At 69.1% G+C, this 22295-nt stretch carries 25 protein-coding genes and 1 pseudogene; 5 read left to right on the forward strand and 21 right to left on the reverse strand.

The window, feature by feature from the left end:
• Positions 1–350 precede the first annotated feature (350 nt).
• Positions 351–776: a hotdog fold thioesterase gene (locus AC6LJ2_RS27625; RefSeq protein ID WP_263911619.1), complete on the reverse strand. Its 426-nt coding sequence runs from the start codon at positions 774–776 to the stop codon at positions 351–353.
• Positions 777–959: 183 nt separating this feature from the next.
• Between AC6LJ2_RS27625 and dinB the strand changes: the two genes are divergently transcribed.
• Positions 960–2042: a DNA polymerase IV gene (gene dinB / locus AC6LJ2_RS27630; protein WP_263911620.1), complete on the forward strand. Its 1083-nt coding sequence runs from the start codon at positions 960–962 to the stop codon at positions 2040–2042.
• A 91-nt stretch (positions 2043–2133) separates the two neighbouring features.
• On the opposite strand, the gene AC6LJ2_RS27635 is transcribed toward dinB, so the two are convergent.
• The 20 genes and pseudogenes from AC6LJ2_RS27635 to AC6LJ2_RS27730 all read right to left on the reverse strand — a co-directional run bounded on the left by AC6LJ2_RS27635 (position 2134) and on the right by AC6LJ2_RS27730 (position 19322).
• Positions 2134–3219, reverse strand: coding sequence for a hypothetical protein (locus AC6LJ2_RS27635; RefSeq protein ID WP_498152598.1), 1086 nt, complete (start codon positions 3217–3219; stop codon positions 2134–2136).
• A 56-nt stretch (positions 3220–3275) separates the two neighbouring features.
• Positions 3276–3737, reverse strand: coding sequence for a GatB/YqeY domain-containing protein (locus AC6LJ2_RS27640; RefSeq protein ID WP_498152599.1), 462 nt, complete (start codon positions 3735–3737; stop codon positions 3276–3278).
• A gap of 127 nt (positions 3738–3864) precedes the next feature.
• Positions 3865–4305 (reverse strand): excinuclease, encoded by a 441-nt coding sequence (locus AC6LJ2_RS27645; RefSeq protein ID WP_263911626.1) that lies wholly within the window; start codon positions 4303–4305, stop codon positions 3865–3867.
• 34 nt (positions 4306–4339) lie between these two features.
• Positions 4340–5563: a beta-ketoacyl-ACP synthase gene (locus AC6LJ2_RS27650; protein WP_263911627.1), complete on the reverse strand. Its 1224-nt coding sequence runs from the start codon at positions 5561–5563 to the stop codon at positions 4340–4342.
• Positions 5563–6294: a 3-oxoacyl-ACP reductase FabG gene (fabG, locus tag AC6LJ2_RS27655; protein ID WP_263911628.1), complete on the reverse strand. Its 732-nt coding sequence runs from the start codon at positions 6292–6294 to the stop codon at positions 5563–5565. The genes AC6LJ2_RS27650 and fabG overlap by 1 nt, the downstream gene beginning before the upstream one ends.
• The gene (locus AC6LJ2_RS27660) at positions 6291–6749 is read right to left on the reverse strand and encodes a hotdog family protein (RefSeq protein WP_498152600.1); all 459 of its coding nucleotides are present in this window, start codon (positions 6747–6749) and stop codon (positions 6291–6293) included. Before AC6LJ2_RS27660 ends, fabG begins: the two co-directional genes overlap by 4 nt.
• Positions 6746–7945, reverse strand: coding sequence for a beta-ketoacyl-ACP synthase (locus tag AC6LJ2_RS27665; RefSeq protein ID WP_263911630.1), 1200 nt, complete (start codon positions 7943–7945; stop codon positions 6746–6748). Before AC6LJ2_RS27665 ends, AC6LJ2_RS27660 begins: the two co-directional genes overlap by 4 nt.
• Positions 7942–8511: a hypothetical protein gene (locus tag AC6LJ2_RS27670; RefSeq protein WP_263911631.1), complete on the reverse strand. Its 570-nt coding sequence runs from the start codon at positions 8509–8511 to the stop codon at positions 7942–7944. The genes AC6LJ2_RS27665 and AC6LJ2_RS27670 overlap by 4 nt, the downstream gene beginning before the upstream one ends.
• Positions 8512–8518: 7 nt before the next feature.
• A complete protein-coding gene (locus AC6LJ2_RS27675) occupies positions 8519–9766 on the reverse strand; it encodes an NAD(P)/FAD-dependent oxidoreductase (protein WP_498152601.1) in 1248 nt (415 codons plus the stop codon).
• Positions 9767–9808: 42 nt separating this feature from the next.
• The gene (locus AC6LJ2_RS27680) at positions 9809–12136 is read right to left on the reverse strand and encodes a hypothetical protein (protein ID WP_263911633.1); all 2328 of its coding nucleotides are present in this window, start codon (positions 12134–12136) and stop codon (positions 9809–9811) included.
• On the reverse strand, positions 12120–12788 hold the full coding sequence (locus AC6LJ2_RS27685) for an outer membrane lipoprotein carrier protein LolA (protein ID WP_445658665.1): 669 nt from the start codon (positions 12786–12788) through the stop codon (positions 12120–12122). The genes AC6LJ2_RS27680 and AC6LJ2_RS27685 overlap by 17 nt, the downstream gene beginning before the upstream one ends.
• On the reverse strand, positions 12785–13234 hold the full coding sequence (locus AC6LJ2_RS27690; RefSeq protein ID WP_498152602.1) for an acyl-CoA thioesterase: 450 nt from the start codon (positions 13232–13234) through the stop codon (positions 12785–12787). Before AC6LJ2_RS27690 ends, AC6LJ2_RS27685 begins: the two co-directional genes overlap by 4 nt.
• Positions 13227–14150 carry a lysophospholipid acyltransferase family protein gene (locus AC6LJ2_RS27695; protein ID WP_445658666.1) on the reverse strand — a complete coding sequence of 308 codons (924 nt, stop codon included), beginning with the start codon at positions 14148–14150 and terminating at the stop codon, positions 13227–13229. The genes AC6LJ2_RS27690 and AC6LJ2_RS27695 overlap by 8 nt, the downstream gene beginning before the upstream one ends.
• Entirely contained in the window at positions 14147–14899 is a 753-nt protein-coding gene (locus tag AC6LJ2_RS27700; protein ID WP_498152603.1) for a glycosyltransferase family 2 protein, read from the reverse strand. Before AC6LJ2_RS27700 ends, AC6LJ2_RS27695 begins: the two co-directional genes overlap by 4 nt.
• Positions 14886–16586, reverse strand: a complete 1701-nt coding sequence (locus tag AC6LJ2_RS27705) for an ApeI family dehydratase (protein WP_498152604.1) — start codon at positions 16584–16586, stop codon at positions 14886–14888. The genes AC6LJ2_RS27700 and AC6LJ2_RS27705 overlap by 14 nt, the downstream gene beginning before the upstream one ends.
• 3 nt (positions 16587–16589) lie before the next feature.
• Entirely contained in the window at positions 16590–17138 is a 549-nt protein-coding gene (locus AC6LJ2_RS27710; RefSeq protein ID WP_445658669.1) for a COG4648 family protein, read from the reverse strand.
• Entirely contained in the window at positions 17135–17392 is a 258-nt protein-coding gene (locus AC6LJ2_RS27715; RefSeq protein ID WP_263911644.1) for an acyl carrier protein, read from the reverse strand. The genes AC6LJ2_RS27710 and AC6LJ2_RS27715 overlap by 4 nt, the downstream gene beginning before the upstream one ends.
• A 16-nt stretch (positions 17393–17408) precedes the next feature.
• A pseudogene (locus tag AC6LJ2_RS27720) lies at positions 17409–17672 on the reverse strand (phosphopantetheine-binding protein); the annotation flags it as partial.
• Positions 17673–17712: 40 nt separating this feature from the next.
• Positions 17713–18591, reverse strand: coding sequence for a lysophospholipid acyltransferase family protein (locus tag AC6LJ2_RS27725; protein WP_445658671.1), 879 nt, complete (start codon positions 18589–18591; stop codon positions 17713–17715).
• Positions 18588–19322 (reverse strand): beta-ketoacyl synthase chain length factor, encoded by a 735-nt coding sequence (locus tag AC6LJ2_RS27730; protein WP_263911646.1) that lies wholly within the window; start codon positions 19320–19322, stop codon positions 18588–18590. The genes AC6LJ2_RS27725 and AC6LJ2_RS27730 overlap by 4 nt, the downstream gene beginning before the upstream one ends.
• 113 nt (positions 19323–19435) lie before the next feature.
• Here AC6LJ2_RS27730 and AC6LJ2_RS27735 point away from each other — a divergent pair, with 113 nt between their 5' ends.
• The 4 genes from AC6LJ2_RS27735 to AC6LJ2_RS27750 form a co-directional block, all read left to right on the forward strand.
• A complete protein-coding gene (locus tag AC6LJ2_RS27735; protein ID WP_498152605.1) occupies positions 19436–20098 on the forward strand; it encodes a 4'-phosphopantetheinyl transferase family protein in 663 nt (220 codons plus the stop codon).
• A gap of 110 nt (positions 20099–20208) precedes the next feature.
• On the forward strand, positions 20209–21426 hold the full coding sequence (gene hmpA / locus AC6LJ2_RS27740) for an NO-inducible flavohemoprotein (protein WP_498152606.1): 1218 nt from the start codon (positions 20209–20211) through the stop codon (positions 21424–21426).
• Positions 21427–21445: 19 nt separating this feature from the next.
• Positions 21446–21883 (forward strand): Rrf2 family transcriptional regulator, encoded by a 438-nt coding sequence (locus AC6LJ2_RS27745; RefSeq protein WP_263911649.1) that lies wholly within the window; start codon positions 21446–21448, stop codon positions 21881–21883.
• Positions 21884–21992: 109 nt separating this feature from the next.
• Positions 21993–22295: FAD-dependent oxidoreductase (locus tag AC6LJ2_RS27750; RefSeq protein ID WP_498152607.1), on the forward strand; the 303-nt coding region annotated here is incomplete at its 3' end.

The raw sequence follows: 22295 nt of genomic DNA on the forward strand, positions 1-22295 counted from the left end.
CCCCTCACTCCATGCAAGCTCCAGACGAAATCCTTCTGGGCCATATCCACGCCTACAAAATCTACGACTTCGGTGCTGTCTTGGCTAACCATCGCGTCTGTCATGTCCCATCCTTGCAACATTCGAACTTGTCTTCGGGTAACTGTTCGGGCTTAGTGACAAACACGGCGGACTGTACGCCCCAATGCTCGGGGACGAGCTCTAGGCTCAAAGGGGGAACGGGCTGTACAGGGCCGGTCAAACGAACTTCATACCCAACACGTCAAAGCATACAAGGGGGCTACCCGGCCTTCGGGCGGCCGTGCGGCCGGGGGGCTGTTCTAGCAAGCGCTATTGATTCTGGCGAAGGATTAATCGCCGCCGGGTCGGCGGCGGATGATCTTGAAGGTGGCGGTGGCGCGGGCGACGAGTTCACCGTCGGCGCGGCGGATGTCACCTTCGCAGAAGGCGATGGATGCGCCGCGGCGCAGGCAGCGGGCTTCGATGACCAGGTCACCGGTGGCGGGGGACAGGAACGTGGTGTTCATGTCGATCGTGGCCATGCCTTCGGTGGCCTCGGCCGAGCCGCGGGCGGCGGCGCTGAGGGTGAAGTCCAGCACGCTCATCAGGGTGCCGCCGTGCACGTCGCCGCGGCTGTTGGTGAGGTCTTGGCGCCAGGGCAGCGTGGTGCGGGCGTAGGCCGGCGCGATGCTTTCAGGCACCAGGCCCAGAAAACTCATGAAGGGAATCGCCAGGCCGAAATACTCACCCGGGGCGGGGGTTGCGGTTGCAGTCATGGAAGCGGTGTGCGGGAAAGGAATAAGACAGGACTTTGCCGGTCATAATATCCACTTTTCCGGCGCGCGCATGGCTTGGCACCCCCCAGGTGTCCGGCAAGCGTGCAGTGGGCATTCGATAGTGTTCGTTGATCGAACCCGTTGCGTGGTCCGCGCCCGTTTTGCCTGCAACCGTTTTGCCCCATGAGCGAGCCCAGCCGCAAGATCGTACACATCGACATGGACGCGTTCTACGCGTCGGTGGAACAGCGCGACAACCCCGACCTGCGCGGCAAGCCGGTGGTGGTGGCCTGGACCGGACCGCGTTCGGTCGTGTGCGCCGCGTCGTACGAGGCGCGCCGCTTCGGCGTGCATTCGGCCATGTCGGCCATCCGCGCGCAGCGGCTCTGTCCGCAGGCGATCTACGTGCCGCCCGATTTCAACCGCTACCGCGACGTCTCGCGCCAGATCCGCCAGATCTTTGCCCGCCATACCGACCTGATCGAGCCCTTGTCGCTGGACGAGGCCTACCTGGACGTGACCGTCAACAAGCTGGGCCTGCCGTCGGCCACCGAAGTGGCGCAGGTGATCCGCCAGCAGATCCGCACCGAAACCGGCCTGACCGCGTCGGCGGGCATCGCGCCCAACAAGTTCCTGGCCAAGATCGCGTCCGACTGGAACAAGCCCGACGGCCAGTTCGTGATTCGCCCCGCCAAGGTGCTCGATTTCCTGCAGCCGCTGCCGGTGCGCAAGGTGCCGGGCGTGGGCAAGGTGACGCAGGCGCGGCTGGAACAACTGGGCATCCATACCGTGGGCGACCTGGCCACGCACGGGGCCGAAGAACTCGAACACTATTTCGGCCGCTACGGGCGCCGCCTGTACGAGCTGGCCCGGGGCATCGACGAGCGCGAAGTGCAGACCGACCAGCCGCTGCAGCAGGTGTCGGCCGAAACCACGTTTTCGGAAGACATCCGGCTGGACGCGCTGGGCGATGCCATCGACCGCATGGCGGCCAAGGTCTGGGACCAGGCGCTGAAAAAAGGCGCGCTGGGACGCACGGTGGTGCTCAAGCTCAAGACCGACCGTTTCCGCATCCTGACGCGCAGCCAGACCAGCCCCAATCCGCCGTCCTCGGCGGCCGAACTGGCGGCGGTGGCGCGGCTGCTGTGCGAGCGAGTCGAATTGCCGGCCGATACGCTGTACCGGCTGGCCGGCGTGGGCATGAGCAATTTCGCCGACCCCGCCGAGCAATCGCGTCAGCCGGATCTATTCGGCGGGGCGTTCTAGCGGGGGGCGTGCTCGAGCGGAGCGCTGCTGAATCCGTGTATGCGTCCGGGTATGCGTCCGTGCATGCGGAATCAGCGCATGCTGAATCGGGCTACGCCGGGTCCAGCTCGCGCTTGATGGAATTGTGCTTGATGGCCTTGCGGCAGCGCGCGATGTAGGCCTTGTCCCGCGAGGCCAGCCCCAGTTCCAGCAGCAGCCAGTCGCGCAGCCGCGCATCGCCGTGCTTGAGCTTGGGGTTCATGGCGTCGACGCGTTCGAACAGCGCATCGAATTGCGCGGCATCGGCCGCATCGGCCGCGTTTTTCTGCTGGCGGCAAAACGCGGGCACCAGGAACGCCAGGCCGTCGCCGCTGTCGGCGGTGGCCAGGTCGGGGTATGCGGCCAGCGCGGCTTGCACCGCCGGGTATTGCCCGGCGTCCACGACCGGCTGCAGGGCGTATTCGCGGCTGGCCGGGCCGATGCGCTTGTGCGCGCACAGGTCCAACGCAGCCTGCAGCCCGTCGCGCGCACTGACGGCGGCCACCAGCCGGCTCTTGATGATGGCGATGTCGTCGCGTTCGGTGCGTGTGTTGCACTGGTGCAGCAGTTTCAGGGCGGCAGCGGCGTCACCGTGGTCGGCGGCGTCGCGCAGCAGGATGCGGTAGCCCTGGTAGCGGTTGTCTTCTTCGCGAAAGATGTGGGTGGTACGCAGCTGCTGGATGTAGGGTTCGACGGCTGCGGCGCGGGCGGCCTGGCCGGCGCCGTCTTGCGCGGCCAGGGCCAGCGCGTCTTCGATGATGTGCAAGGTGACGTGATTGAAGACGATGTCGTCTTGCAGCCCGGCCACGGCCTGCGCCATGCCGGCGGGCGACAGGCGCGCGGCCTGGAACAACAGGTACAGGCAGCGGGGGTAGTCCAGCGCGCCGTCGGCGTCGGGTCGGCTGGAATGATGGCTGCCGCGCCACAGGCCCAACGTGACCTTGCGCGCTTCGCGGTAGGCCAGCGGGGAGCCGCCGCCGCAACCCCAGCCGTAGCCGTTGTCGGGCGCGGCGGCCAGGCCCTCGACGACCGGCGCAATGGCGTCAGACAGGCGGCGCAGGGCGTCCGGGTCTGCCTTCAGCGGATCGGCAAGGGTGGTGTCGTAGCGGGATTCGAAATGCCGGCGGCCAATATTGATGGCCTCGACACAGTCGCGCATCGCCCCGCGCCAGGGCGGGGCGACGGCGTCCAGCGCGATGGCGCTGGCGGGCGGATTCAGGCGAGCCGCCCTTTGACTTGCTGCGACAGCGCGGTCATGTCGGCGCGGCCAGCCAGCGATTGCTTGAGCAGGGCCATGACCTTGCCCATGGCGGGGGCGCCGGTGACGCCTTGCGCGGCCACTTCGGCCAAGGCGGCGTCGATGGCGGCGGACACTTCTTCAGGCGTGGCGGCCTGCGGCAGGAATTCCTGCAGCACGACCAGTTCAGCCTTTTCCTGTTCCGCCGTTTCGGTGCGGCCGGCCTGCTCGAACGCGGCGATGGATTCGCGGCGTTGCTTGACCTGCTTTTCGATGATGGCGGTGATTTCGGCGTCGGTCAGGTCGCGGCGCTCGTCCACTTCTTTTTGCTTCACTGCGGCCAGCAGGAAGCGCAGGGTGGCAAGGCGTTCGCTCGCCTTGGCGCGCATGGCGTCCTTGACGGCGTCGGACAGGCGGGTCTTGAGCGTAGCGGAGCTCATGGGGGAACCTTTGTGTGGTGTTGCGGCAAAGGGCAAGTTTAACCGGCCCGGGGTCAACGGTGGGGAGCGGTCATCCGCGGGGCGGCGCCCCGCAGGGCAGCCGGAGGCGGGTGCCCCCGGACAACCGTCATTTCACGTTGCTCAGGTCGCCGCGCAGGGCGACGCCCGCCACGGTGGCGCCGGCGTGGCATTCGTAGTTGGTCTTGTTGCGGTACTCGTTCTTGCGGTAGTAGCTGACGATGTTGGTGACCGCGTTGGCGCCGGCCGTCTTGGCGGCCTCGTGCAGGGCGATGACGGCCGATTGGGCGACCCACAGGCAAGCTTCTTCGTCTGACTTGCCGGCGGCGTTGGTCTTGCGGTTGGTGACCACGCCGGCTTGCACGACCTTGCCTGCGGGGCCGGTGCCGGCCAGGTAGAACTTGACGCTGCCGTCGATCTTGCCGGCAGCCCGGGCGCCGTCGACGGCCGCCTGCAGCGGCAGGTAGACCGAGGTGTCCCGGGCCAGCGCGGGGGCCGAGCAGGCCAGCGACAGGGCCAGGGCGCCAAACAGCTTATGGGAGACGTTCATGGATTGCGTTCCAGGTTGGGGGGGAGCCGGGTCCTCAAGGCCAGCGGCGGAATATCAGCGACGTATTGATGCCGCCGAAGGCGAAGTTGTTGTTCATGACGTATTCGTGGCTCATGCGGCGGCCTTCGCGCAGGTAGTCCAGGTCGCCGCAGCGCGCATCGACGTGCTGCAGGTTGAGCGTGGGCGCGTACCAGTCGTTGCGCATCATTTCGATGCTGAACCAGGACTCCAGCACGCCGCAGGCGCCCAGCGTATGGCCCAGGTAGCTTTTCTGCGAGCTGATCGGCATGCGCGCCCCGAACAGGCCGTGGGTGGCCTGGGTTTCGGCGATGTCGCCCTGTTCGGTGGCGGTGCCGTGGCCGTTGACGTAGCCGATGGCATCGGGCGCCAGGCCAGCATCGGCCAAGGCCATTTCCATGGCGATGCGCATGGTGCGGGCCTCGGGCCGGGTGATGTGGGTGCCGTCGGAATTGCTGCCGAAACCGACGATTTCCGCATAGATCCGGGCCCCGCGAGCCTGGGCGTGTTCCAGCGATTCCAGCACCAGCATGCCGCCGCCTTCGCCGATGACCAGGCCGTCGCGGTCGCGGTCGTAGGGGCGCGGGGTCAGTTCGGGCGTGTCGTTCTTCTGGCTGGTGGCGTACAGGGCGTCGAACACCAGCGCTTCGCTGGGGCACAGTTCTTCGGCGCCGCCTGCCAGCATCAGGTCCTGGCGGCCGTAGCGGATGGCTTCGAAGGCATAGCCGATGCCCTGGCTGCCCGACGTGCAGGCGCTGGACGTCGGGATGATGCGGCCCTTCAGTTCGAAGAAGATGCCGACGTTGGCCGCGGTGGTGTGCGGCATCATGCGCACGTAGGAGTTGGCGTTCAGGTCGTCGGTGACGCCGTTGAGCAGCATGTTGCCGAACGCGCGGATTTCGGCGGTGCTGCCGATCGACGAGCCGCAGGCCACGCCCATGCGGCCGTCGGCGATGATCGGGTCGCCGAGCAGGCCGGCGTCGTCCAGCGCCAGTTCGGCGGCGCGCACGCTCAGCTGCGACACGCGGCCCATGCTGCGCAATTGCTTGCGGGTCCAGTGCGCGGGCACGTGAAAGTCTTCGATGGGGCCGCCCAGGCGGGTGTTCAGTTCGGTGTAGCGCGACCAGTCGGGCATGATCCGGATGGCGCTGCGGCCGGCCTGGAACGCTTGCTGGATGGTGGGCCAGTCAGACCCCAACGCGCTGATGCCGGCCATGCCGGTGATGACGACGCGTTTCATCAGCACAGACCTCCGTTGACGGCGATGACCTGGCGCGTGATGTAGGCGGCACCGGGCGACATCAGGAATGCGACGGTGGCCGCGACCTCTTCGGGGCGGCCCATGCGCTGGGCGGGAATGGCTTTCAGGATTTCGTCCACGGGTACGTGTTCATCGATCATGTCGGTGTCGATCAGGCCGGGGGCCACGCAATTGACGGTGATCTGGCGCTTGGCCAGTTCCACCGCCAGGGCCTTGGCGGCGCCGATCAGGCCGGCCTTGGATGCGCTGTAGTTCACCTGGCCGCGGTTGCCGATCAGGCCCGAGACGGACGCCATGCAGACCACCCGGCCGGGGGCGCGGCGGCGAATCATGGGCATGGCCAGCGGGCTGAGCACGTTGTAGAAGCCATCCAGGTTGGTGCGCAGCACCTGGTCCCAGTCGTCGCCGGTCAGGGCGGGAAAGGCCCCATCGCGGGTCAGCCCGGCGTTGAGCACGACGCCGTAGTAGGCACCGTGGGCCTCGATGTCGGCCTGCAGCGCGGCGGCGCACTGGTTGCGATCGGCCACGTCGAATTGCAGCACGCGTGCCTGGCGGCCGCGGGCAGCGATTTCCGCCTGCACGGCATCGGCCTGGGCGCGTTGCTGGCGGCAGTGCAGCACCAGGTCATGGCCGGCGTCGGCCAGGGCCAGTGCGATGGCGCGGCCGATGCCGCGGCTGGAGCCGGTGACGAGTATGGGGGCGGCGCTCATTGGGGCGAATCTTCCTGGATGAAAACGGTGGGGTCCTGGGGCTGGTAAAGGTTCAGCCGGGCGGCTGCCAGCAGGCGGTCGCCGTGGTGCAGTTCGCATTCGAAGATGCTCATGCCGACGTCGTCGATGAAGCCGCGCTTGATCGGGATGGTCAGGACGGCGCCCGCCGGGAGGGCGTCGGCGTGGCATTCATAGCGGCGCGTGCCAAGCAGAAAGCCCAGCTTGACCTCGGTGCCGGCCAGGCGGGCCTGGCAGCCTGCCCAGGCGCCGACGGCCTGGGCCATCAGCTCCAGGCCCAGCCACGGGGGCAGCGAGCCGTCGGGCAACGAGTAGGGGCACGGCCTGACCACGGCGCGCGCGGTGAGGCTGTCGGCGTCATGCGCCAGCACCTCGTCGATGAGGATCATGTTGCCTGCGTGCGGCAGCAGGCTGGCGATGGGCCAGTCGCTCGTCATGATGGCGTCCCCAGGATCAGGCTGGCATTGTTGCCGCCGAAGGCGAATGAATTGCTCATGGCGACGCGCGGCCGGCCCGCGGCGTAGCGGTGCCGCGCGGTGGAGAAATCCAGCATGGGCAGGGCCGCGTCCGCTTGGCCGTCCCACACGTGAGGCAGCAAGCGGCCGTCGGCATTGGCCGGCGCCAGCGTGATCCAGGCCAGCGCGGCCTCGAGCGCGCCGGCGGCGCCCAGGGTGTGGCCGGTCAGGGGCTTGGTGGAGGCGCACGGCACACCTTGCGGGAACAGCGCATGCACGGCCAGGCTTTCCATGGCGTCGTTGTGCGGGGTGCCGGTGCCGTGCAGGTTGACCCAGCCGACGTCGGCGGGCGCCATGCCGGCAGACCGCAGGGCGGCGCGCATGGCTTGCAGTGCGCCGGCGCCGGTGGGGTCGGGCGCGGACATATGCCACGCGTCGGAACTGGCGCCGCCGCCCAGCAGCGCGACCGCCTCGTCGTCGGCGGGCTCGCGCTGCATCAGGAACAGCACGCCGGCCTCGCCGATGTTGATGCCGCGGCGATTGGCCGAGAACGGCAGGCACAGGGCTTCGTCCACCGCGTCCAGGGTGGCGAAGCCGTTGATGGTCAGGCGGCACAGCGTGTCGGCGCCGCCGCAGACCACGGCGTCGGCCAGCCCCAGGGCCAGCAGGCGCCGCGCGGACAGCAGCGCCCGGGCGCTGGACGTGCAGGCCGTGGACAGGGTGTAGGCCGGGCCGGTGGTGCCCAGCCACTCGGCCAGGAAGGAGGCGGGCGAGGACAGGGCCTGGCGTCGGTAGTCGTAGCGGGCAGGCCAGGCGCCATCGGCCGCCAGGGCGCGAAACGCGGGTGCGTTGTCGTTGACGCCGGATGTGCTGGTGCCCAGCACGACGGCTACCCGATGCGCGCCGTGGCGGGCCACGGCAAGGCGCAGTTGCGGTTCGATCTGGCTGGCGGCGGCCAACAGCAGTTGGTTGTTGCGGCTGTGGTGCTGCGCCGGGAGGGTATCGGGGAGGGCGGGCAGGGGGGGGGCGCAGACGCCCAACGTGAGCGTGCGGCCGTTGACCCAGCCCGTTTGCCGGCGCATGCCGCCGGTGTCGCCGGCCAGGGCGGCGCGGGCCACGGCGTCAACGCCGGCGCCCAGCGCGCAGACCACGCCCGGGGTGCTCAGCCAGGTATTCATGGTTGCTCCTTGAGCGGCGCGACATGCCAGGTGTTGCCGTCGGCATCGCGGATGTCGAGTTGGCCGGTGGTGGCGCCCTGCGGCCAGCGCACCGTCCAGCGCACCTGGCCGCGTTGCAGCAGCTCGCGCTGCACGACCCCATCGGCCGCGCGGCTGGCGCGCCAGGCGCCGGCGCCGTAGGCGGCGTCGAGGTCGGCTTCGGGCGTCCAGGCGAACACCAGCGCGGCGAACAGGTTGCGCGCCTGGGCGTTGGGCCGGATGAAACCGTCGTTGCGCCAGCGACCGTCTTCGAGCATCTGGCGCGCCTGCGGCACGCCCATGGGGTCGAACAGCGACCAGCGCGTGGCGCCGGCCTCGCGCTGCACCACCAGCAACGTGTCCTGCACGGGCTGGCCTGGGCGGGATTGCGCCACGTGCAATTGGCGAGGCAGGTCGAACGGCGCCAGCCGCGCGGGCACGGGCGGTGCGCCGGCGCACCCGGCCAGCAGCGCCAGCGCCAGCAGGGCCGAGGCGCCGCGGCGGGCGGCGCGCGCCAGCGTTGCAGTGGGAAAGAAGGACGGTGTCATGGGCAGGTCAGGCGGGCGCGGGCAGGGCGCCGGATGCGCGGCAAAGTTCGCTCAGCATGCGCAGACGGCGCTGCGGACTTGCCACGAACGGGTTGGCCGGATCCCAGGCGTAGCCGGCCAGGATGGAGCTGATCATGCGGCGGATCTCGGGTTGGGCGCCTTCATAGAAGACCACATCCTGGAATTCGCCGCTGTACCAGCCTTGGACGTAGGCGCGGAAGGTCTCGACACCCACCATCAGCGGGTCGGCGAAGTCGGCCTGCCAGTCGACCGTTTCGCCGCCCAGCTGGCGGTGCAAGGCGTCGGCGGCCAGCTTGGACGAGCGCAGGGCGATGGTGACGCCGGACGAGAACACCGGGTCCAGGAATTCGGCGGCGTTGCCCAGCAGGGCAAAGCCCGCGCCGTGCAGCCGCGTGACGCTGGCCGAATAGCCGCCGATGGTGTTGGCGGGCGTGTCCCACACCGCATTGCGCAGCACCCGCTTCAAATTGGGAGCGGCCTCGGCCATGGTGCGCAGCGTGGTCATCAGGTCTTCGTCGGGGCCGCCGAACAGGTCTTGTCCGCCCACCACGCCGAACGAGCAGCGGCCGTTCGAGAACGGAATCAGCCAGTACCAGATGCCGTTTTGTTCGGGGTGCACGCTGATCAGTATCTTTTCGCGGTCAAAGCCGGCGTCGTCGATGCGGTCTTCGAGGTGGGTGAAGATGGCTTTGCGCGGGGGCATCGACGATGGCCGCTCCAGGTCGAGCAGGCGCGCCAGCACGCGGCCGTAGCCGCTGGCGTCCAGCACGAACCGGCTGCGCACCTGGTATTGGCTGCCGTTGGCGCCGCGCACGTCCAGCAGCGGACCATCGCCCGAGAAATCGGCGGCGGTCACTTCCTGCAGATAGCGCACTTCCACGCCCTGGCGCGCGGCGTCGTCGGCCAGCACCTTGTCGAACTGGGCCCGCTGCACCTGGAAGGTGGTGCCGGGGCCCGGAGTGAACTTGTCGCGGAAATCGAAGTAGGTATATTGCTCGCCGCGGGCAAAGGCGGCGCCGTTCTTGACCTGGAAGCCGGCGGCCTGCACGGCCGGCATCATGCCGGCTTCCTCGACAAATTCCAGGCAGTGGGCCAACAGGCTTTCACCGATGGAAAAGCGCGGGAACTGCTGGCGTTCGAGCATCAGGACGTCATGCCCCTGGCGCTTGAGCAGCGCGCCGGCCACTGCCCCGGCGGGGCCTGCCCCGATGACAACCACTTCCCGATGTTCCATGCCGGATGTTTCCTTTGAGAATCGATAGAAAGAATGATGGATTCAGGGCGTTGCAGGAGGCCGGATCCACGGCGCCCACAGCAGCGAGAACCCCACGCCCAGCGCCACCGCCATGCCGAAATTGGCGATGGCGGGGGTGCTGCTGACGGCCAGCAGGCCGAACGACAGGAAGGTGGTGAGCGCACCCAGCACGATGCCCACCAGGCTGGCCGCCGCACCGGCAACCCGCTCGTACATGAAGATGGCGTAGTCCACGCCGATGGCCGACACGAGCAGCAGCCCGAACAGGCTGAACAGCGTGAGGGGTTGTCCCAGGTAGCCCAATGCGGCCAGGCTGCAGGCCGTGGCCGCCAACGGCACGGCCAGGATGCGCCAGGCGGCTGCGCGGCCCAGCGTCAGGCACAGCAGCAGCGCCGCAACGCCGTACGACAGCAGCTTGAGTTCGGCGGCCTCGATGCGGGTGGCGGTGAACATGCGGTTCAGTTCGCCGCTGCGGTCCACCAGCGTGACGCCGGGCGTGGACTGCGCGATGGCGGCCAAGGTGGCAGGGTCGCGCAGCCCCAGCAGGGTCACCATGCCGGCGGCTTCGCCGCCCTGCTGACCCAGCCATAGCGGACGCCAGCGTTCGCCGACCTGGCCCTGCACGGCCGCGTCCAGCGTGACGGGCGACAGGGCCGCCAGCGCCTGAAGTTCCTGCTTGATGGCGTCAAATGGCACGCCGATATCGGTCAGCGCCTGCCAGGCCTGGGGCGTGCTGGCCAGACGGGTCAGCGCGGCGGCAGCGGCCTGTTGATCGGCAATGGGCGCCACGCGTTGGCTGAGCGCGTTGTAGGCCTGCAGGCCGCCGGCGGCGATCTGTGTATCCAATTGGCGCGCGATCTGCGCTTGCCGGCGCAGCAGCTCGTCCGGATCCTTGGCCCGCACCAGGAAGAACTGGCTGGTCGGCATGAAGCCGGTGATCTCGCCGATCTGGCGCGCCTGCTGCAATAGCGGCGCGGGCAGGGCCAGCCATTGGCGCAGGTCGTCCTGGATGTTCAAGCGGCTGATGCCGCCGGCCGTCACGGCGGCCAGCAGCAGCGCGCCGGCCCCCAGCACGCCGCGGCGGCCGGCCAGGCGTTCGCGCGCGGCCAGCGCGGTCTGGGCGAAACGCAGCAGCGGCGGCCAGGGTCGGGGGCGGAAGTCGCGCAGCCAGGCGGGCAGTTGGCACACGGTGCAGGCATAGGCGCCCAGCAGGCCGGCGGCGGAAAACACCGCGGTCTGCGTCAGCGCGGGAAAGGGCGTGAACGCCAGCGCCACGTAGCCGACCAGGCTGGCCGCCAGGCTGATGGTCAGGCCGGGCAGTACGCGGCGCAAGGCCGGCCACGCGCGCCAGTCGGGCATGCCGTAGCTTTTGCCCAGCCAGTGCAGCGGGAAATCGACCGCCACGCCGATCAGGCTGGCCCCGATCACCAGGGTCAGCACGTGGATGGAGCCGAACACGGCGACGCAGGCGACGGTGCCGGCGAGCAGCCCCACGACCACGGGCGCCAACGCCAGCAGTGCGTGCCAGCGGCGCAGCGCCAGCAGCAGCACCAGCACAATGCCGGCGACCGATACGCCGCCGATCCAGCCGCTTTCGGCCACTGCCTGGGCACGCCCGGCCGCGGCGTACAGCGCGCCGCCGGCCACCAGCAGGTCGGCGCCCGTGGCGGCCAGCGCCTGGCGATCCTGTGCGATCTGCGCGGCGATGCGCGCCGGCGCATCGCTGTCGAATGCATCTTCACGCGTGGTGGCGCGCACCAGCACCCAGGCGCGGCCAGCGTGCTCGGCCTGCAGTGTGCCCGTGGCCACGTCGTACTGCACCGCACCGCCGGGGCGCAGCGCCTGTTCGCCCAACCGGGTCAGGCCGAGCAGGTCCTGGTTGACCGGCACCGCGCCGGATGACGAGAAGGGGTCGACCAATTCGCGTGCGCGGCGCCGGGCAAAGGCGGGCGTGTCTTCGAGCAGTTGCTGGCGCTGTGCCGCGGGCAGCAGGGCCAGGCGGTTGGCCAGCAGTCGAGCCCGCAGTTCGGGCAGATCCACGTCCACGTCGACCAACGCCGAATCGAACAGGCCGCTTTGCTGCCAGCGCTGCGCCAGCAGCCGCGCGGGGGCCGCGCTGTCGCCATCCTTGGCGGCGGCCACCAGCGCGACCAACTGGCGGCTGAGGGGCTCCTGGATGCGGGCTTCGGCGAGCTGACGCGTGGCGTCAGCGCGCGCCTGCGGCACCAGGTCCATCAGATTGGCAGAGACCGGCCAGCCGTGGCGGCACTGCCAGGCCCCCAGGCACAGCAGCAGCAACACCCCCAGCTTGAACAGCCGCGGCAGCCAGCGCTCAATCGGCAAAGGCACGTTGCTCCTCGGGCGTCAGCGCGTCGGCGGCCACGGCGTCGGTCATCTGCAGCACGCTGCGGTCCCCTTGCACTTCGCGCAACTCGATGCGGTCGACCAGCTTGCCGCCGTTGATCTGGATGTTCTCGAAGATCTGGCGCAGCAGCACCGAGCGCGGCAACAGCATCAGTTGCCAGGCGTCGGCGCTGCCGGTCAGGGTCAGGTCGAAGTTCTCGCGCAGGCCGCTGGTGTCGCCCGCCAGCACCGAGAGGAACAGGCGATTTTCGCGGCCGGCGCCGGTGTGTTGCGGCAGCGCCTGCCAGGCGCCGTCGGCGCCGCGTCGCGCGATGCCGTCGGCGCTGATGCGCAGGTCCTGGGCGATGGGGCTGCGCAGCAGCCACAGCAGGCCACGACCGTTGGCCAGGGTGAAGTCGCCGCGGCTGGTCAGGGGCTGTGGCAGCGAGCGCAGGAACTTCTGCTGCACGAAATGCCCCCGCACGATGGGGGTGGCGCGCAGTTGCTGTTGCAGGTCGTCCAGGGTGAAGGCGTGGGCGACCCAGGGGAAGACGGCCAGGGCCAGGCTGAGCAGCAGGCGCCGCGCCAGCCGATCCGCAATGCAGATCAGCAGGAGGTTCAGCGGGCGGGCCGGCAGAAGGTGGGACAAGCGAGTCATGCCGTGTGCTCCGGAGAGTCGAGGTCAAGCTTGCGCTGCACCGCGTCCACCAGGGCGGCGGGCGAGGTCAGTTGCATTTCGCGGCTCTGCATGCAGACGGCCACCTGCACCGAACTGGCCCGGGTCAGGCGCTGGCCGCTGGCGGCCTCGCGGACGAGGTAGTTGATCTTCAGGCGATGTTCCCATTCGACCAGCTCGGCGCGCACGACCAGGCGCTGGCCGAACTGGGCAGCATGGGCATAGCGCAATTGCAGGTCGATCACCGGCCACACATAGCCGCTGGCACGCATGGCGTCGTAGCCGTATCCCAGGCTGTCCAGCAGCGCGCAACGCGCTTCTTCCAGGTATTTGACGTAATGGCCGTGCCAGACGACGTCCATCGCGTCGACGTCGTAGAAAGGCACCCGGATTTCGACCTCCGCGCCCAGGGCGCCACGTTTACGCATCGTCTTTCCAGAAGGGGTAGAAGTTGAACCATTGCAGCGGCGCCTGGCGGCAGTGCGCGCCCAGGCGGTCGGCGTAGCGCTGTGCCCAGCCGGCGATCTGCGCCTGGCGTGTGGCGCGCGTCCATTCGATGCCGTCGCACAGGCGTTCCATGGCCACGCGGTAGCGCGCGCCGTGGCGGGTGCAGAACAGCAGGTTGACGGGGCAGCGCAGCAAGCCGGCCAGCAGCCAGGGGCCTTGCGGCAACAGCGCCGCGGCCCCCAGCAGGTCGACTTCGGTGCTGCGGTCGCCGGTCAGCGGCACGCGGTCTCCGGCGATGGCCAACCACTCGCCGCGATCCAGGCGTTGGGCCAGGTCGAGCATGACGCCGGCATCCAGTTCGCTGACCTGGATCATCCGCAGACCGCCACCGGCTTCGTCCAGCAGTCGGCCGAAGTGGACAGCGTGCTTGGTGTGCACCAGCACGTTCAGTTTCAGCCGGCCGGATTTTTCGGCCAGCGCGCGGCACACTTCCAGGTTGCCCAGGTGCGAGCCCACCAGGATCTGGCCGCGTCCCGTGCCCATCTGCGCATGCAGCGCGTCGGGGTCGGTGATGTCCAGGTCGGCGTACGTGACCTTGCCCTGCCACACGTCCAGCTTGTCCAGCAGGGCCTGGGCGAATGCCAGGTATTGGCGGTAGACGGGAAAGGACTTGGGCAGCGGCGTGGCCAGGCCGCCGGCGGCGATCAGCCGGCGCTGGTAGGCAGCAATGGCGCGGCGCGCGCGGGGGCCAAACGTATAGAAATACAGCACGACGACCCACACCACGGGCGCCACGGCGCGGCGGCCGATGCGGCGGGCGGCCCAGGCGGTCAGGCGCAGCAGCAGGGGGCTGCCGCGTTCGGGCTGGTCGGCCCAGTGCCGATCGGCGGCGCTCATGGGCGTACGCCTTTGCTCAGCCGGCGCAGCAGCAGGGCGGGCGAGCGCGCCAGCATGCCGAAGAACAGGCGAGCGTGCATGCGGCTGATCAGGACGTTGTCGCGCAGCGCCTTGAAATGCGATACCCCGCCTTCGGGGTACACCACGCGCGTCGGCAGCCAGGCCATGGGCACGCCGCGCCAATGCAGCCGCACCAGGATGGCGATGTCGAAGTCCATGCGGCAGCCCACCCGCACGTCGTCGATGACCCTCAGCACGGCATCCAGCGGATAGACGCGAAAACCGCACATGGCATCGGGAATGTCGAGCGACAAGGTATTGATCCAGACCCACACCCGGGTCAGCCAGCGGCCGTACAGACGGCTGCGCGGCACATCGTCGCCATACACCGGGGCGCCGCAAATGACCGCCTGGGGCTGGGCCCGCGAGGCCTGCAGGAATGCGGCGGTATCGGTCAGGGCGTGCTGGCCGTCGGCGTCGACCTGCAGCGCATGGCTGTAGCCCAGGCTGCGGGCGGCGCGCAGGCCGTCCTGTACCGCGGCGCCCTTGCCGCCGTTCTGTGGGCGGCGCACCAGGTGGGTGTTCTGCAGGGCGGCCAGTGTGTCCAGCACCGTGGCGCATTCGGGTGCCGATCCGTCGTCCACCAGCACGCAGGGCAGGCCCAGCGCCGCCAGCTGCGCGTGCACGGCGGCCACGGTGGCGCCGTGGTTGTAGACGGGAATGACCGCGCAGAGCTTATGCGGCGCCATGACCGCTTCCGTGCAGCACGCGGCCGGACGAGCAGGGCGCGCCGTCCAGCGTGTAGGCGAAGTAGAGCTTCTGCTTGCCGGCATCCCAGCGCAGCGCCAGTTCGGCCACGTCGCCGGGCCGCAGCAAGCGTTGGAATTTCAGGGCTTCCATGCCGGCAAAATGCAACGCGGGCTGCAATTCACGCTGCGCCAGCGACAAGGCCCAGGTGATTTGCGCCACGCCGGGCACGACCGGCGCGGTCGGGAAGTGGCCACTGAAATACGCCAGGTCGCAGGGAATCTCGATGCGGTAGCGGCGTTCGTCGGCGTTGTCGGTGGGAAGGCCGTCGGCCACCGGGTGCAGCGGGCGCTCGCCTGCCGCAACGTCGAAGTCCGCCTGCGGCATCTTGCCCTGTGCGTTCCAGGGCAATTGGCGCAGCAGCCGCCAACTGCGGGGAATGGCCACCGAATCGACGCCTGCCGCCAGATGTCGGCGCAACGCGTCGACCACGCTGCGGCGCCCCTGGTTGCGCAGCGCATGCAACCCGACGGCGGACAACGCCACCAGGGCGGTCAGGCGCAGTGCGCCCGTGGGCCGGCCCACGCGTGCCTCGGCCACGAACGGGTGGCGCGCCAGGGTGTGTTCGATCATCGGCAGCGCAACGCGCTTTTCTTCGATCTTGACGATGCGGTCCAGGCGGCCCAGCAACTGGAAGCCGCCCTCGGCAAGCTCGGCGCCATCGGCGGTTTGTTCGTCTGCGGCGTCGACCCACGGCGACATCACGCGCAGCGCGCCTTGCGCATCCAGGCCGACCGTCATGCCGGGCAGCGGTTGCCACAGGCCGGCGCCGCTGCGCCAGGCCACGGCGCCGGTTTCGGAACTGCCGTAGATTTCGGTGGGGCGCAGGCCCAGTTGCTGCGCGATGGCGTCGGAAACGTCAGCGGGCAGGGCGCCGCCCGATGAGTAGATGCGGCCCAGGCGGCCACGCAGTTGGGCCCAGTCCAGGCGGTCGCCCAGCCGGCGCAGCAACGCGGGGCTGGCGATCCAGGTGAACGTGGGGTGGCGCAGGCTGGCCAGTTGCAGGTCTTCGGGGTAGTGGCGCTGGCGGCGGTCGATGAGGCGTCCGGCGCATAGCGGCCATAGCACGCGAAATGGCAGGCCGTACATGTGCTGCGCGGACACGCTGCCCAGCACCGGGCCGGTGGCGTCGGGCCATTGGCGCTGCAGGGCGTCGACTTCGCGCGCCAGTTGGCCCCAGCTTTTCGACACGTGCTTGGGCGTGCCGCTGGAACCGGACGTGCACAGCACCAGCGTCTGCGCCGGGTCCAGGGCGGCGGGCGGCAGGGGCGGTGCGTCCAGCAGCTGGTGCAGGCGCCAGGGGGCGCGGGTGCCGGCGGGCAGGTCGGTGTCGGTCAGCCAGGCATCGACGGTGGCGTCGAGCGGGAGGCAGGAGTCTGGCCGTGCATCGCCGGGCAGCACGGCCGTGATGCCGGCGCGCCAGCAGGCATACAGTGCGGTGGCAAGGGTGGCTGCGTCATCGAACCAGAGCGCGGCGCGGCGGATGGCGCGGGCTTGCAGCGCCCCGGCTACCGTCAGGCATTGCGCGGCGAAGGCCGCGCGCGACAGAGGCGGGTCGTCGGCGACCGGTGTGCCGTCGGCCGGCGCGCCGGCGGACAGCAGCAGATGCGTCAGGGGAATCCAGGCCACCGTTCAAGCCGCCTTTGCCGCGGCAGGCCGCAACAACCATTCGCCACCCAGCAGCAGGCCCATCAGGACATAGCTGATGGCGCCGTTGTAGGCGGTCCACCAGGCCCAGGGGCCCCAGGCGGCCAGGCCCGCGGCGATGGCGCCGTTGACGGCGAAAAAGCCGCACCAGACGCGCGTGACATTGCGTGTGTAGCGCACGCCGGCCTCGGGCAGGTCGGGGTGGCGCAGGCGCGCCAGGCGTTCGATCACCGGCCGGCCCTGGCGCAGGCTGGCGCCGAAGATGGCCAGCAGCATCGCATTGATCATTACGGGATACCAACGCAGCCAGTCTTGCGAATTCGATACCGCCAGCACCACGCAGAAGGCCACGGCGGCCAGCGGCAAGAGGCGTCCGCCGGGCGTGTCGGCGCCGGGCGTGAAGGCGCGTGCCAGCCATAGCAGCGCCAGCGGCAGCGCCAGCCAGGCCGCGTCGACCCGCCCCAGCGTCGCATGCACGACGAAGGGGTAGGCCAGGCCGGCCACGGCCAGGGCGGGCGCCAGGCCTCGCTTCATGCGGCGGCGTCCTGCTGTTTCTTGCAGATGGCCTGGACCACGTCTTCGACCGTGCGCACGCTGCGAAAGTCGTTGGCGTCGAGCTTGCGGCCCGTCTGGCGGCGCACGTGATCGATCAGGTCGATGGCGTCGATGCTGTCGATTTCCAGGTCGGTGTACAGGTTGGCTTCTGGCGTGATGCGCTCAGGTTCGATCTCGAACAGCTCGCAGAGCGCGTCGCGCAGCGTGTTGAAGATGTCATCGCGGGTTTGCATGGTCAACTCCAATGCCTTAGCTGCGACGCTGGGCCGCGACGAATTCGGCCAGGCTGGCAATACTGGCGAAGTGCTCGCGCATGTTGCGCGTTTCGGGGTCGATCGTGATGCCGTAGCGCTTTTGCAGCGCCAGGCCCAGTTCCAGGGCATCGACCGAGTCCAGACCCAGGCCGTCGCCGAACAGGCGGGCCTCGCGGTCGATGTCGGCCGGGGCGATGTCTTCCAGGCCCAGGGATTCAATGACGAGCGTCTTGAGCTCGTTTTCCAGTTGATTCATGCTGCTTGCACTCCACTTGCGGCGCGGTTGGCGTTTGTCGTTATCAGGCGTGTTCGTTGTCTGTCTTGGCGGCCGTGGCCGCGGGTCGCGTTGCGTCGGCCGGCCCCGCCGCGCCGACGGGCGCGTCGCGCGTCAGTTCGGCTTCGAAATAGGCGTGCAGGTGCTCGTTCATCTTGCGCCCGGCGATGGGCAGCGGGTGCGCATTCGACCATGTTGCCGGATCAATGTCTTCGCCCACCTGAATGACGTAGCGCATGCGGCACGGCGGGATGCGGTACCAGGGTTCGCCTTTGGTCAGGCTGCGGGGGTTCATGCGGATGACCACCGGCGTCACCACGCGTGCGCCGCGCAGCGCAATGGCGCAGGCGCCGCGGTGAAACTGCGGCAGGCGGTCGGGCGGTGTGCGGGTGCCTTCCGGAAAGACGATCAGGGTTTCACCGTTGCGCAAGACGTCGGCCGCGCGGTCGAACATGTCGAAGCTCTCATCGTTGGTGATGTACCCGGCGTTGCTGACGGGGCCGCGCGTGAACGGGTTGGTGGCCAGACCGTGCTTGACGATGCAGTTGGCGTTCTTGACGTGGCCCACCAGGAACACGACGTCGAGCAACGACGGGTGGTTGGCCAGGATCATCTGGCCGGGCTTGCCCAGGCGCTCGGCACCCTTGAATTCGACGGTCAGGATGCCCACCCGCACCATGAAGCGGATGAAGAAGCGAAACGTGCCGTTCAGCGCCCAGCGCGCGCGGCGCTGGCGGTCGGCCGCATTGCCGGGAATCAGGCGCTGCGGCGGGAACACCAGCAGGCGCAGCAGCACGCCGCCCACGCCGAACATCGTGAAGGCCATGCCCGTGGCGACCAGGCGCCACAGCCAGAAATCCTGGCGGGGGACGGCGGGCGCGGGAGGAAGGGGGGAAGGCGTCATGCCGAGCGGGTCCAGAGCCAGTGACGGGCGTGGTTGGCGTGTCGCCAGGCAGGGGTGTGCAATGCCAGGTGGCGCAGCAGGTTCAGCGTGTTGGGCCAGGGCTGCGGCGCGTCGGCGCCCGTCGGGGCGGATGAATCCGCCGCCACGGGTTCGAGCCGCCAATCGGATCCAGCGCGCAGGCGGAATGCCGCCGCGTACGAGAACGGCACGTCGTTGATCCATGGAGCATAAGGGGCCGGCGGCCGTTCTTCCGCGAGCACCACCAGCACCTCGGCGTGGCCGTCGGCCAGCAGCAACCCGGCTTCCAGGAAAGCGTGTTCCAACCCGTCGTCTTCGACCGAGAGGGCAACGGATTCGGGGGTTTCGCGGCGTATGATCGACCACTGTCCGGCAATGGCGTTGTGCACCGACAGCCCGAAGGCGGTGGGCGACAGCGGTTCGTTGGCGGCCAGCGCCTGCAGCAGGCCGAAATTGCGCGTGGTTTCGCCATGGTGCGAAGCGAAGACCAGCGGCATGGGGGCTTGGCCCTCGGCGACCGGCCAGGCGCACGCGAACACCGAGCGCGCCATCGGGGTCAGGCGACGGCGCTGCATCGGAGGCAGGAATTCCAGGCGTGGCGGGCAGGTTTCGCCAACGGGACAATAAGGATGTTCAGCCCACTGCTTCCAGCTGCTCGCGTCGTCAAAGCCCGCTGTCCAACCCTGCCATTGCGCAATTGAGAAGGTCAGCATAAGCGCGCGATCTTACTATGATCGTAAATAGGTGAATTGTTTTTAGAAGTTACCAAGGCGCTTGTAACGACGCGTGTTTTACATTTTGAACTAGCATTTTGTTACTAAATAAAGTGGGAAATTTGGAACTTACCCTGTGGTGGGCTTGCCAAAGCGCGGCCGATGACTATCGGCCGCAAGCGTTGTCCCCCGAGGACGCCCGCCGCGCGCCGGCCATACGCTCCGCCAAGGCGCTGCTCGACTGGCGTGTCAGCCGCGCATTGCTGCAAAGCGTTCGGGCGGCCGGCGGCGCGAAGGCCTTGTCGCTCAGCCACAGCGGCGGCCATGCCCTGTGCGCGCAGGCCCCGGCCGACCGGGCCGTCGGCGCCGATCTTGAACGGATACGGCCGCGGGATCTCGATGCGCTGGCCGCCTGGGTATGCAGCGCTGCCGAACAGGCGTGGCTGCGCGACGCCGCCAACTTGCCCCGGCGGCAAATCCGGTTCTACCTGCTCTGGACCCTCAAAGAAGCCTTCATCAAAGCCGCCGGGCTGGATTTTCCGGCGGACATGGCCTCGGTCGGCCTGGCGCCGCTGCCCTCGGGCGAATGGACGTTGCGCCCGCCGGCCGGGCGGTGGCAGGCGGGGGGCTGGCAGCTTGGCGACGAGTGGGTGGCCGCCGCCGTGTGGCGCGCCAGCCCGGCCGACCCGCCCGCTCGTCTGCACTGGCGGGCGGCGGCGGGATGTGAACTGCCGGCGGTGCAGGTTCTGGGGCAATGGGAGGGCGGCGCGGACTGACAGGCCATCAGGGTTTTGCCCGTCGCACTTAAACATGTATTATTAATGCATCTTTAAAACCGGATGTCCGGCATTCCCGCCCGGGTCATCCGCAGCGCAAGGAGCAGTTGATGTTGAGCCCGCAGATCCGCGCCCTGGTCAAGGCCACGGCCCCCGTACTGAAGACCCACGGCGTGGCGTTGACCCGCCATTTCTACGCTCGCATGTTCGACGGCAATCCCGAACTCAAGCACGTCTTCAACCAGGGCCACCAGGCGGGCGGCGAACAGCAGCAGGCGCTGGCCGGGGCGGTGGCCGCCTACGCCGAGCACATCGACGATCCGTCGGTGCTGGCGCCGGTGGTGACGCGCATCGTCCACAAGCACGTCAGCCTGGGCATCCGGCCCGAGCACTACCCGATCGTGGGCCGCCACCTGCTGGCGTCCATCCGCGAGGTGCTGGGCGAGGCCGCCACCGACGAACTGGTGGACGCCTGGGCTGCCGCCTACGGCCAGCTGGCCGACATGCTGATTGCCGAAGAGGCACGGCTGTACGCGGATTCGGCGGCCAAGCCGGGCGGCTGGACCGGCTGGCGCGCCTTCCGCGTGGTGGGCAAGCAGCCCGAAAGCACGGAGATCACCTCGTTCTACCTGGCGCCGGCCGACGGTGGCACGGTGCCCGACTACCGCCCCGGCCAATATGTGTCGGTGCGCATCTACGTGCCTGAATTGGGTCTGATGCAGCCGCGCCAATACAGCCTGTCGGACGCGCCGGGGCAGGGCCGCCTGCGCATTTCGGTCAAGCGCGAACCAGCGGGCGTGCAGACGCCTGCCGGCCGCGTATCCAACGCGCTGCACGACCGCCTGCAGGAAGGCGGCGTGCTGGACGTGGCGCCGCCGCAGGGGGATTTCCACCTGCGTGATGACACCGCCGCGCCGGTGGTGCTGGTCAGTGGCGGCGTGGGCCTGACGCCCATGGTGTCGATGCTGAACCACCTGGTGGCCACCGATGACCCGCGCCAGATCCGTTTCGTGCATGGCTGCCGCAATGGCGCGGCGCATGCCATGAAAGATCACGTCAACACCGTAGCGGCGGCGCGCGGCAATGTGCGCAAGGCGGTGTTCTACGAAGAGGTCGCCAGCGGCGACCAGCCGGGTCGTGATTACGACTACGCCGGCCGTGTCGACCTGCGCGCCATCCGCGACCAGGCCATCGTGCCGGATGCCGACTACTACCTGTGCGGCCCGGCCGGCTTCATGCGGGCCCAGCGCGAGACGCTGCTGGCGCTGGGGGTGGCGGCGGACCGGATCCACGCCGAGGCCTTCGGCAGCGGCGGCGCACCCACCTGACCGGTGTATCCTGGCGCCCATGCAACTGACCCGATTCACCGACTTCGGCTTGCGCGTGCTGATGTACCTGACGCAATGCCGCGACCGGCCCGCGGCTGTCACCATTCCGGAGATCGCCGCGCGCTTTGACGTGTCGCGCAACCATCTGGTCAAGGTGGTGCATTTCATGTCGCAGCGCGGCTGGGTCAGCACGTCGCGCGGCAAGGGGGGCGGCCTGGCGCTGGCGCATCCGCCCGCGCAATACCGGCTGGGCGACCTGGTGCGCGAACTGGAACAGCAGGGCCCCCTGATCGATTGTCGCGAGCCGCCCTGTGCGCTGGACGGCGCCTGCCGTCTGGCCGGCGTGCTGGCGCAGACGCTGCAGGCCTTCTACGACGCCCTCAACGCGTACACGCTGGCCGACCTGGTGCGCGACCCGACGGCCGCGGCCATCATCAGACTGCACCGGGCGGCCTAGGGCCGGGCCCATGAGCCGGGGTTATGGCCGCCCCGGTCCTGGTGATTTGCTACCAGTCGTCGCACCCGCCAGAATAGAAAGGTTGCCAATCTCTTATTTGGATGCAGGTATGCGCGTGTGCGTAATCGGGGCCGGCGTGGTGGGCGTGACGTCCGCCTATTTCCTGGCGCGCCAGGGGCATGATGTGGTGCTGGTGGACGCGCATGCGCACCCGGCCGAGGTGTCCAGCTACGCCAACGGCGGCCAGCTCAGCTACAGCTATGTGGCACCGCTGGCCGGCCCGGGGGTGCTGCCCAGCGTACCCGGCTGGCTGCTGCGCAACGATTCGCCCCTGCGTTTCCGGCCCCGGCTGGACCCGCATCAATGGCGTTGGAGCCTGCAATTCGCGCTGGCCTGCCGCGCCTCGGTGGCG

The organism is Achromobacter sp. 1014246743 (genome assembly GCF_059760725.1).

Coding starts and splice junctions, on each gene's coding strand:
- fabG (WP_263911628.1), bottom strand. CDS start 6,294: ATGAGCGCCGCCCCCATACTCGTCACCGGCTCCAGCCGCGGCATCGGC.
- AC6LJ2_RS27745 (WP_263911649.1), top strand. CDS start 21,446: ATGCAACTGACCCGATTCACCGACTTCGGCTTGCGCGTGCTGATGTAC.
- AC6LJ2_RS27640 (WP_498152599.1), bottom strand. CDS start 3,737: ATGAGCTCCGCTACGCTCAAGACCCGCCTGTCCGACGCCGTCAAGGAC.
- AC6LJ2_RS27625 (WP_263911619.1), bottom strand. CDS start 776: ATGACTGCAACCGCAACCCCCGCCCCGGGTGAGTATTTCGGCCTGGCG.
- AC6LJ2_RS27695 (WP_445658666.1), bottom strand. CDS start 14,150: ATGAGCGCCGCCGATCGGCACTGGGCCGACCAGCCCGAACGCGGCAGC.
- AC6LJ2_RS27670 (WP_263911631.1), bottom strand. CDS start 8,511: ATGACACCGTCCTTCTTTCCCACTGCAACGCTGGCGCGCGCCGCCCGC.
- AC6LJ2_RS27635 (WP_498152598.1), bottom strand. CDS start 3,219: ATGCGCGACTGTGTCGAGGCCATCAATATTGGCCGCCGGCATTTCGAA.
- dinB (WP_263911620.1), top strand. CDS start 960: ATGAGCGAGCCCAGCCGCAAGATCGTACACATCGACATGGACGCGTTC.
- AC6LJ2_RS27715 (WP_263911644.1), bottom strand. CDS start 17,392: ATGCAAACCCGCGATGACATCTTCAACACGCTGCGCGACGCGCTCTGC.
- AC6LJ2_RS27650 (WP_263911627.1), bottom strand. CDS start 5,563: ATGAAACGCGTCGTCATCACCGGCATGGCCGGCATCAGCGCGTTGGGG.
- AC6LJ2_RS27730 (WP_263911646.1), bottom strand. CDS start 19,322: ATGCTGACCTTCTCAATTGCGCAATGGCAGGGTTGGACAGCGGGCTTT.
- AC6LJ2_RS27725 (WP_445658671.1), bottom strand. CDS start 18,591: ATGACGCCTTCCCCCCTTCCTCCCGCGCCCGCCGTCCCCCGCCAGGAT.
- AC6LJ2_RS27665 (WP_263911630.1), bottom strand. CDS start 7,945: ATGAATACCTGGCTGAGCACCCCGGGCGTGGTCTGCGCGCTGGGCGCC.
- AC6LJ2_RS27700 (WP_498152603.1), bottom strand. CDS start 14,899: ATGGCGCCGCATAAGCTCTGCGCGGTCATTCCCGTCTACAACCACGGC.
- AC6LJ2_RS27660 (WP_498152600.1), bottom strand. CDS start 6,749: ATGACGAGCGACTGGCCCATCGCCAGCCTGCTGCCGCACGCAGGCAAC.
- hmpA (WP_498152606.1), top strand. CDS start 20,209: ATGTTGAGCCCGCAGATCCGCGCCCTGGTCAAGGCCACGGCCCCCGTA.
- AC6LJ2_RS27690 (WP_498152602.1), bottom strand. CDS start 13,234: ATGCGTAAACGTGGCGCCCTGGGCGCGGAGGTCGAAATCCGGGTGCCT.
- AC6LJ2_RS27685 (WP_445658665.1), bottom strand. CDS start 12,788: ATGACTCGCTTGTCCCACCTTCTGCCGGCCCGCCCGCTGAACCTCCTG.
- AC6LJ2_RS27710 (WP_445658669.1), bottom strand. CDS start 17,138: ATGAAGCGAGGCCTGGCGCCCGCCCTGGCCGTGGCCGGCCTGGCCTAC.
- AC6LJ2_RS27675 (WP_498152601.1), bottom strand. CDS start 9,766: ATGGAACATCGGGAAGTGGTTGTCATCGGGGCAGGCCCCGCCGGGGCA.
- AC6LJ2_RS27645 (WP_263911626.1), bottom strand. CDS start 4,305: ATGAACGTCTCCCATAAGCTGTTTGGCGCCCTGGCCCTGTCGCTGGCC.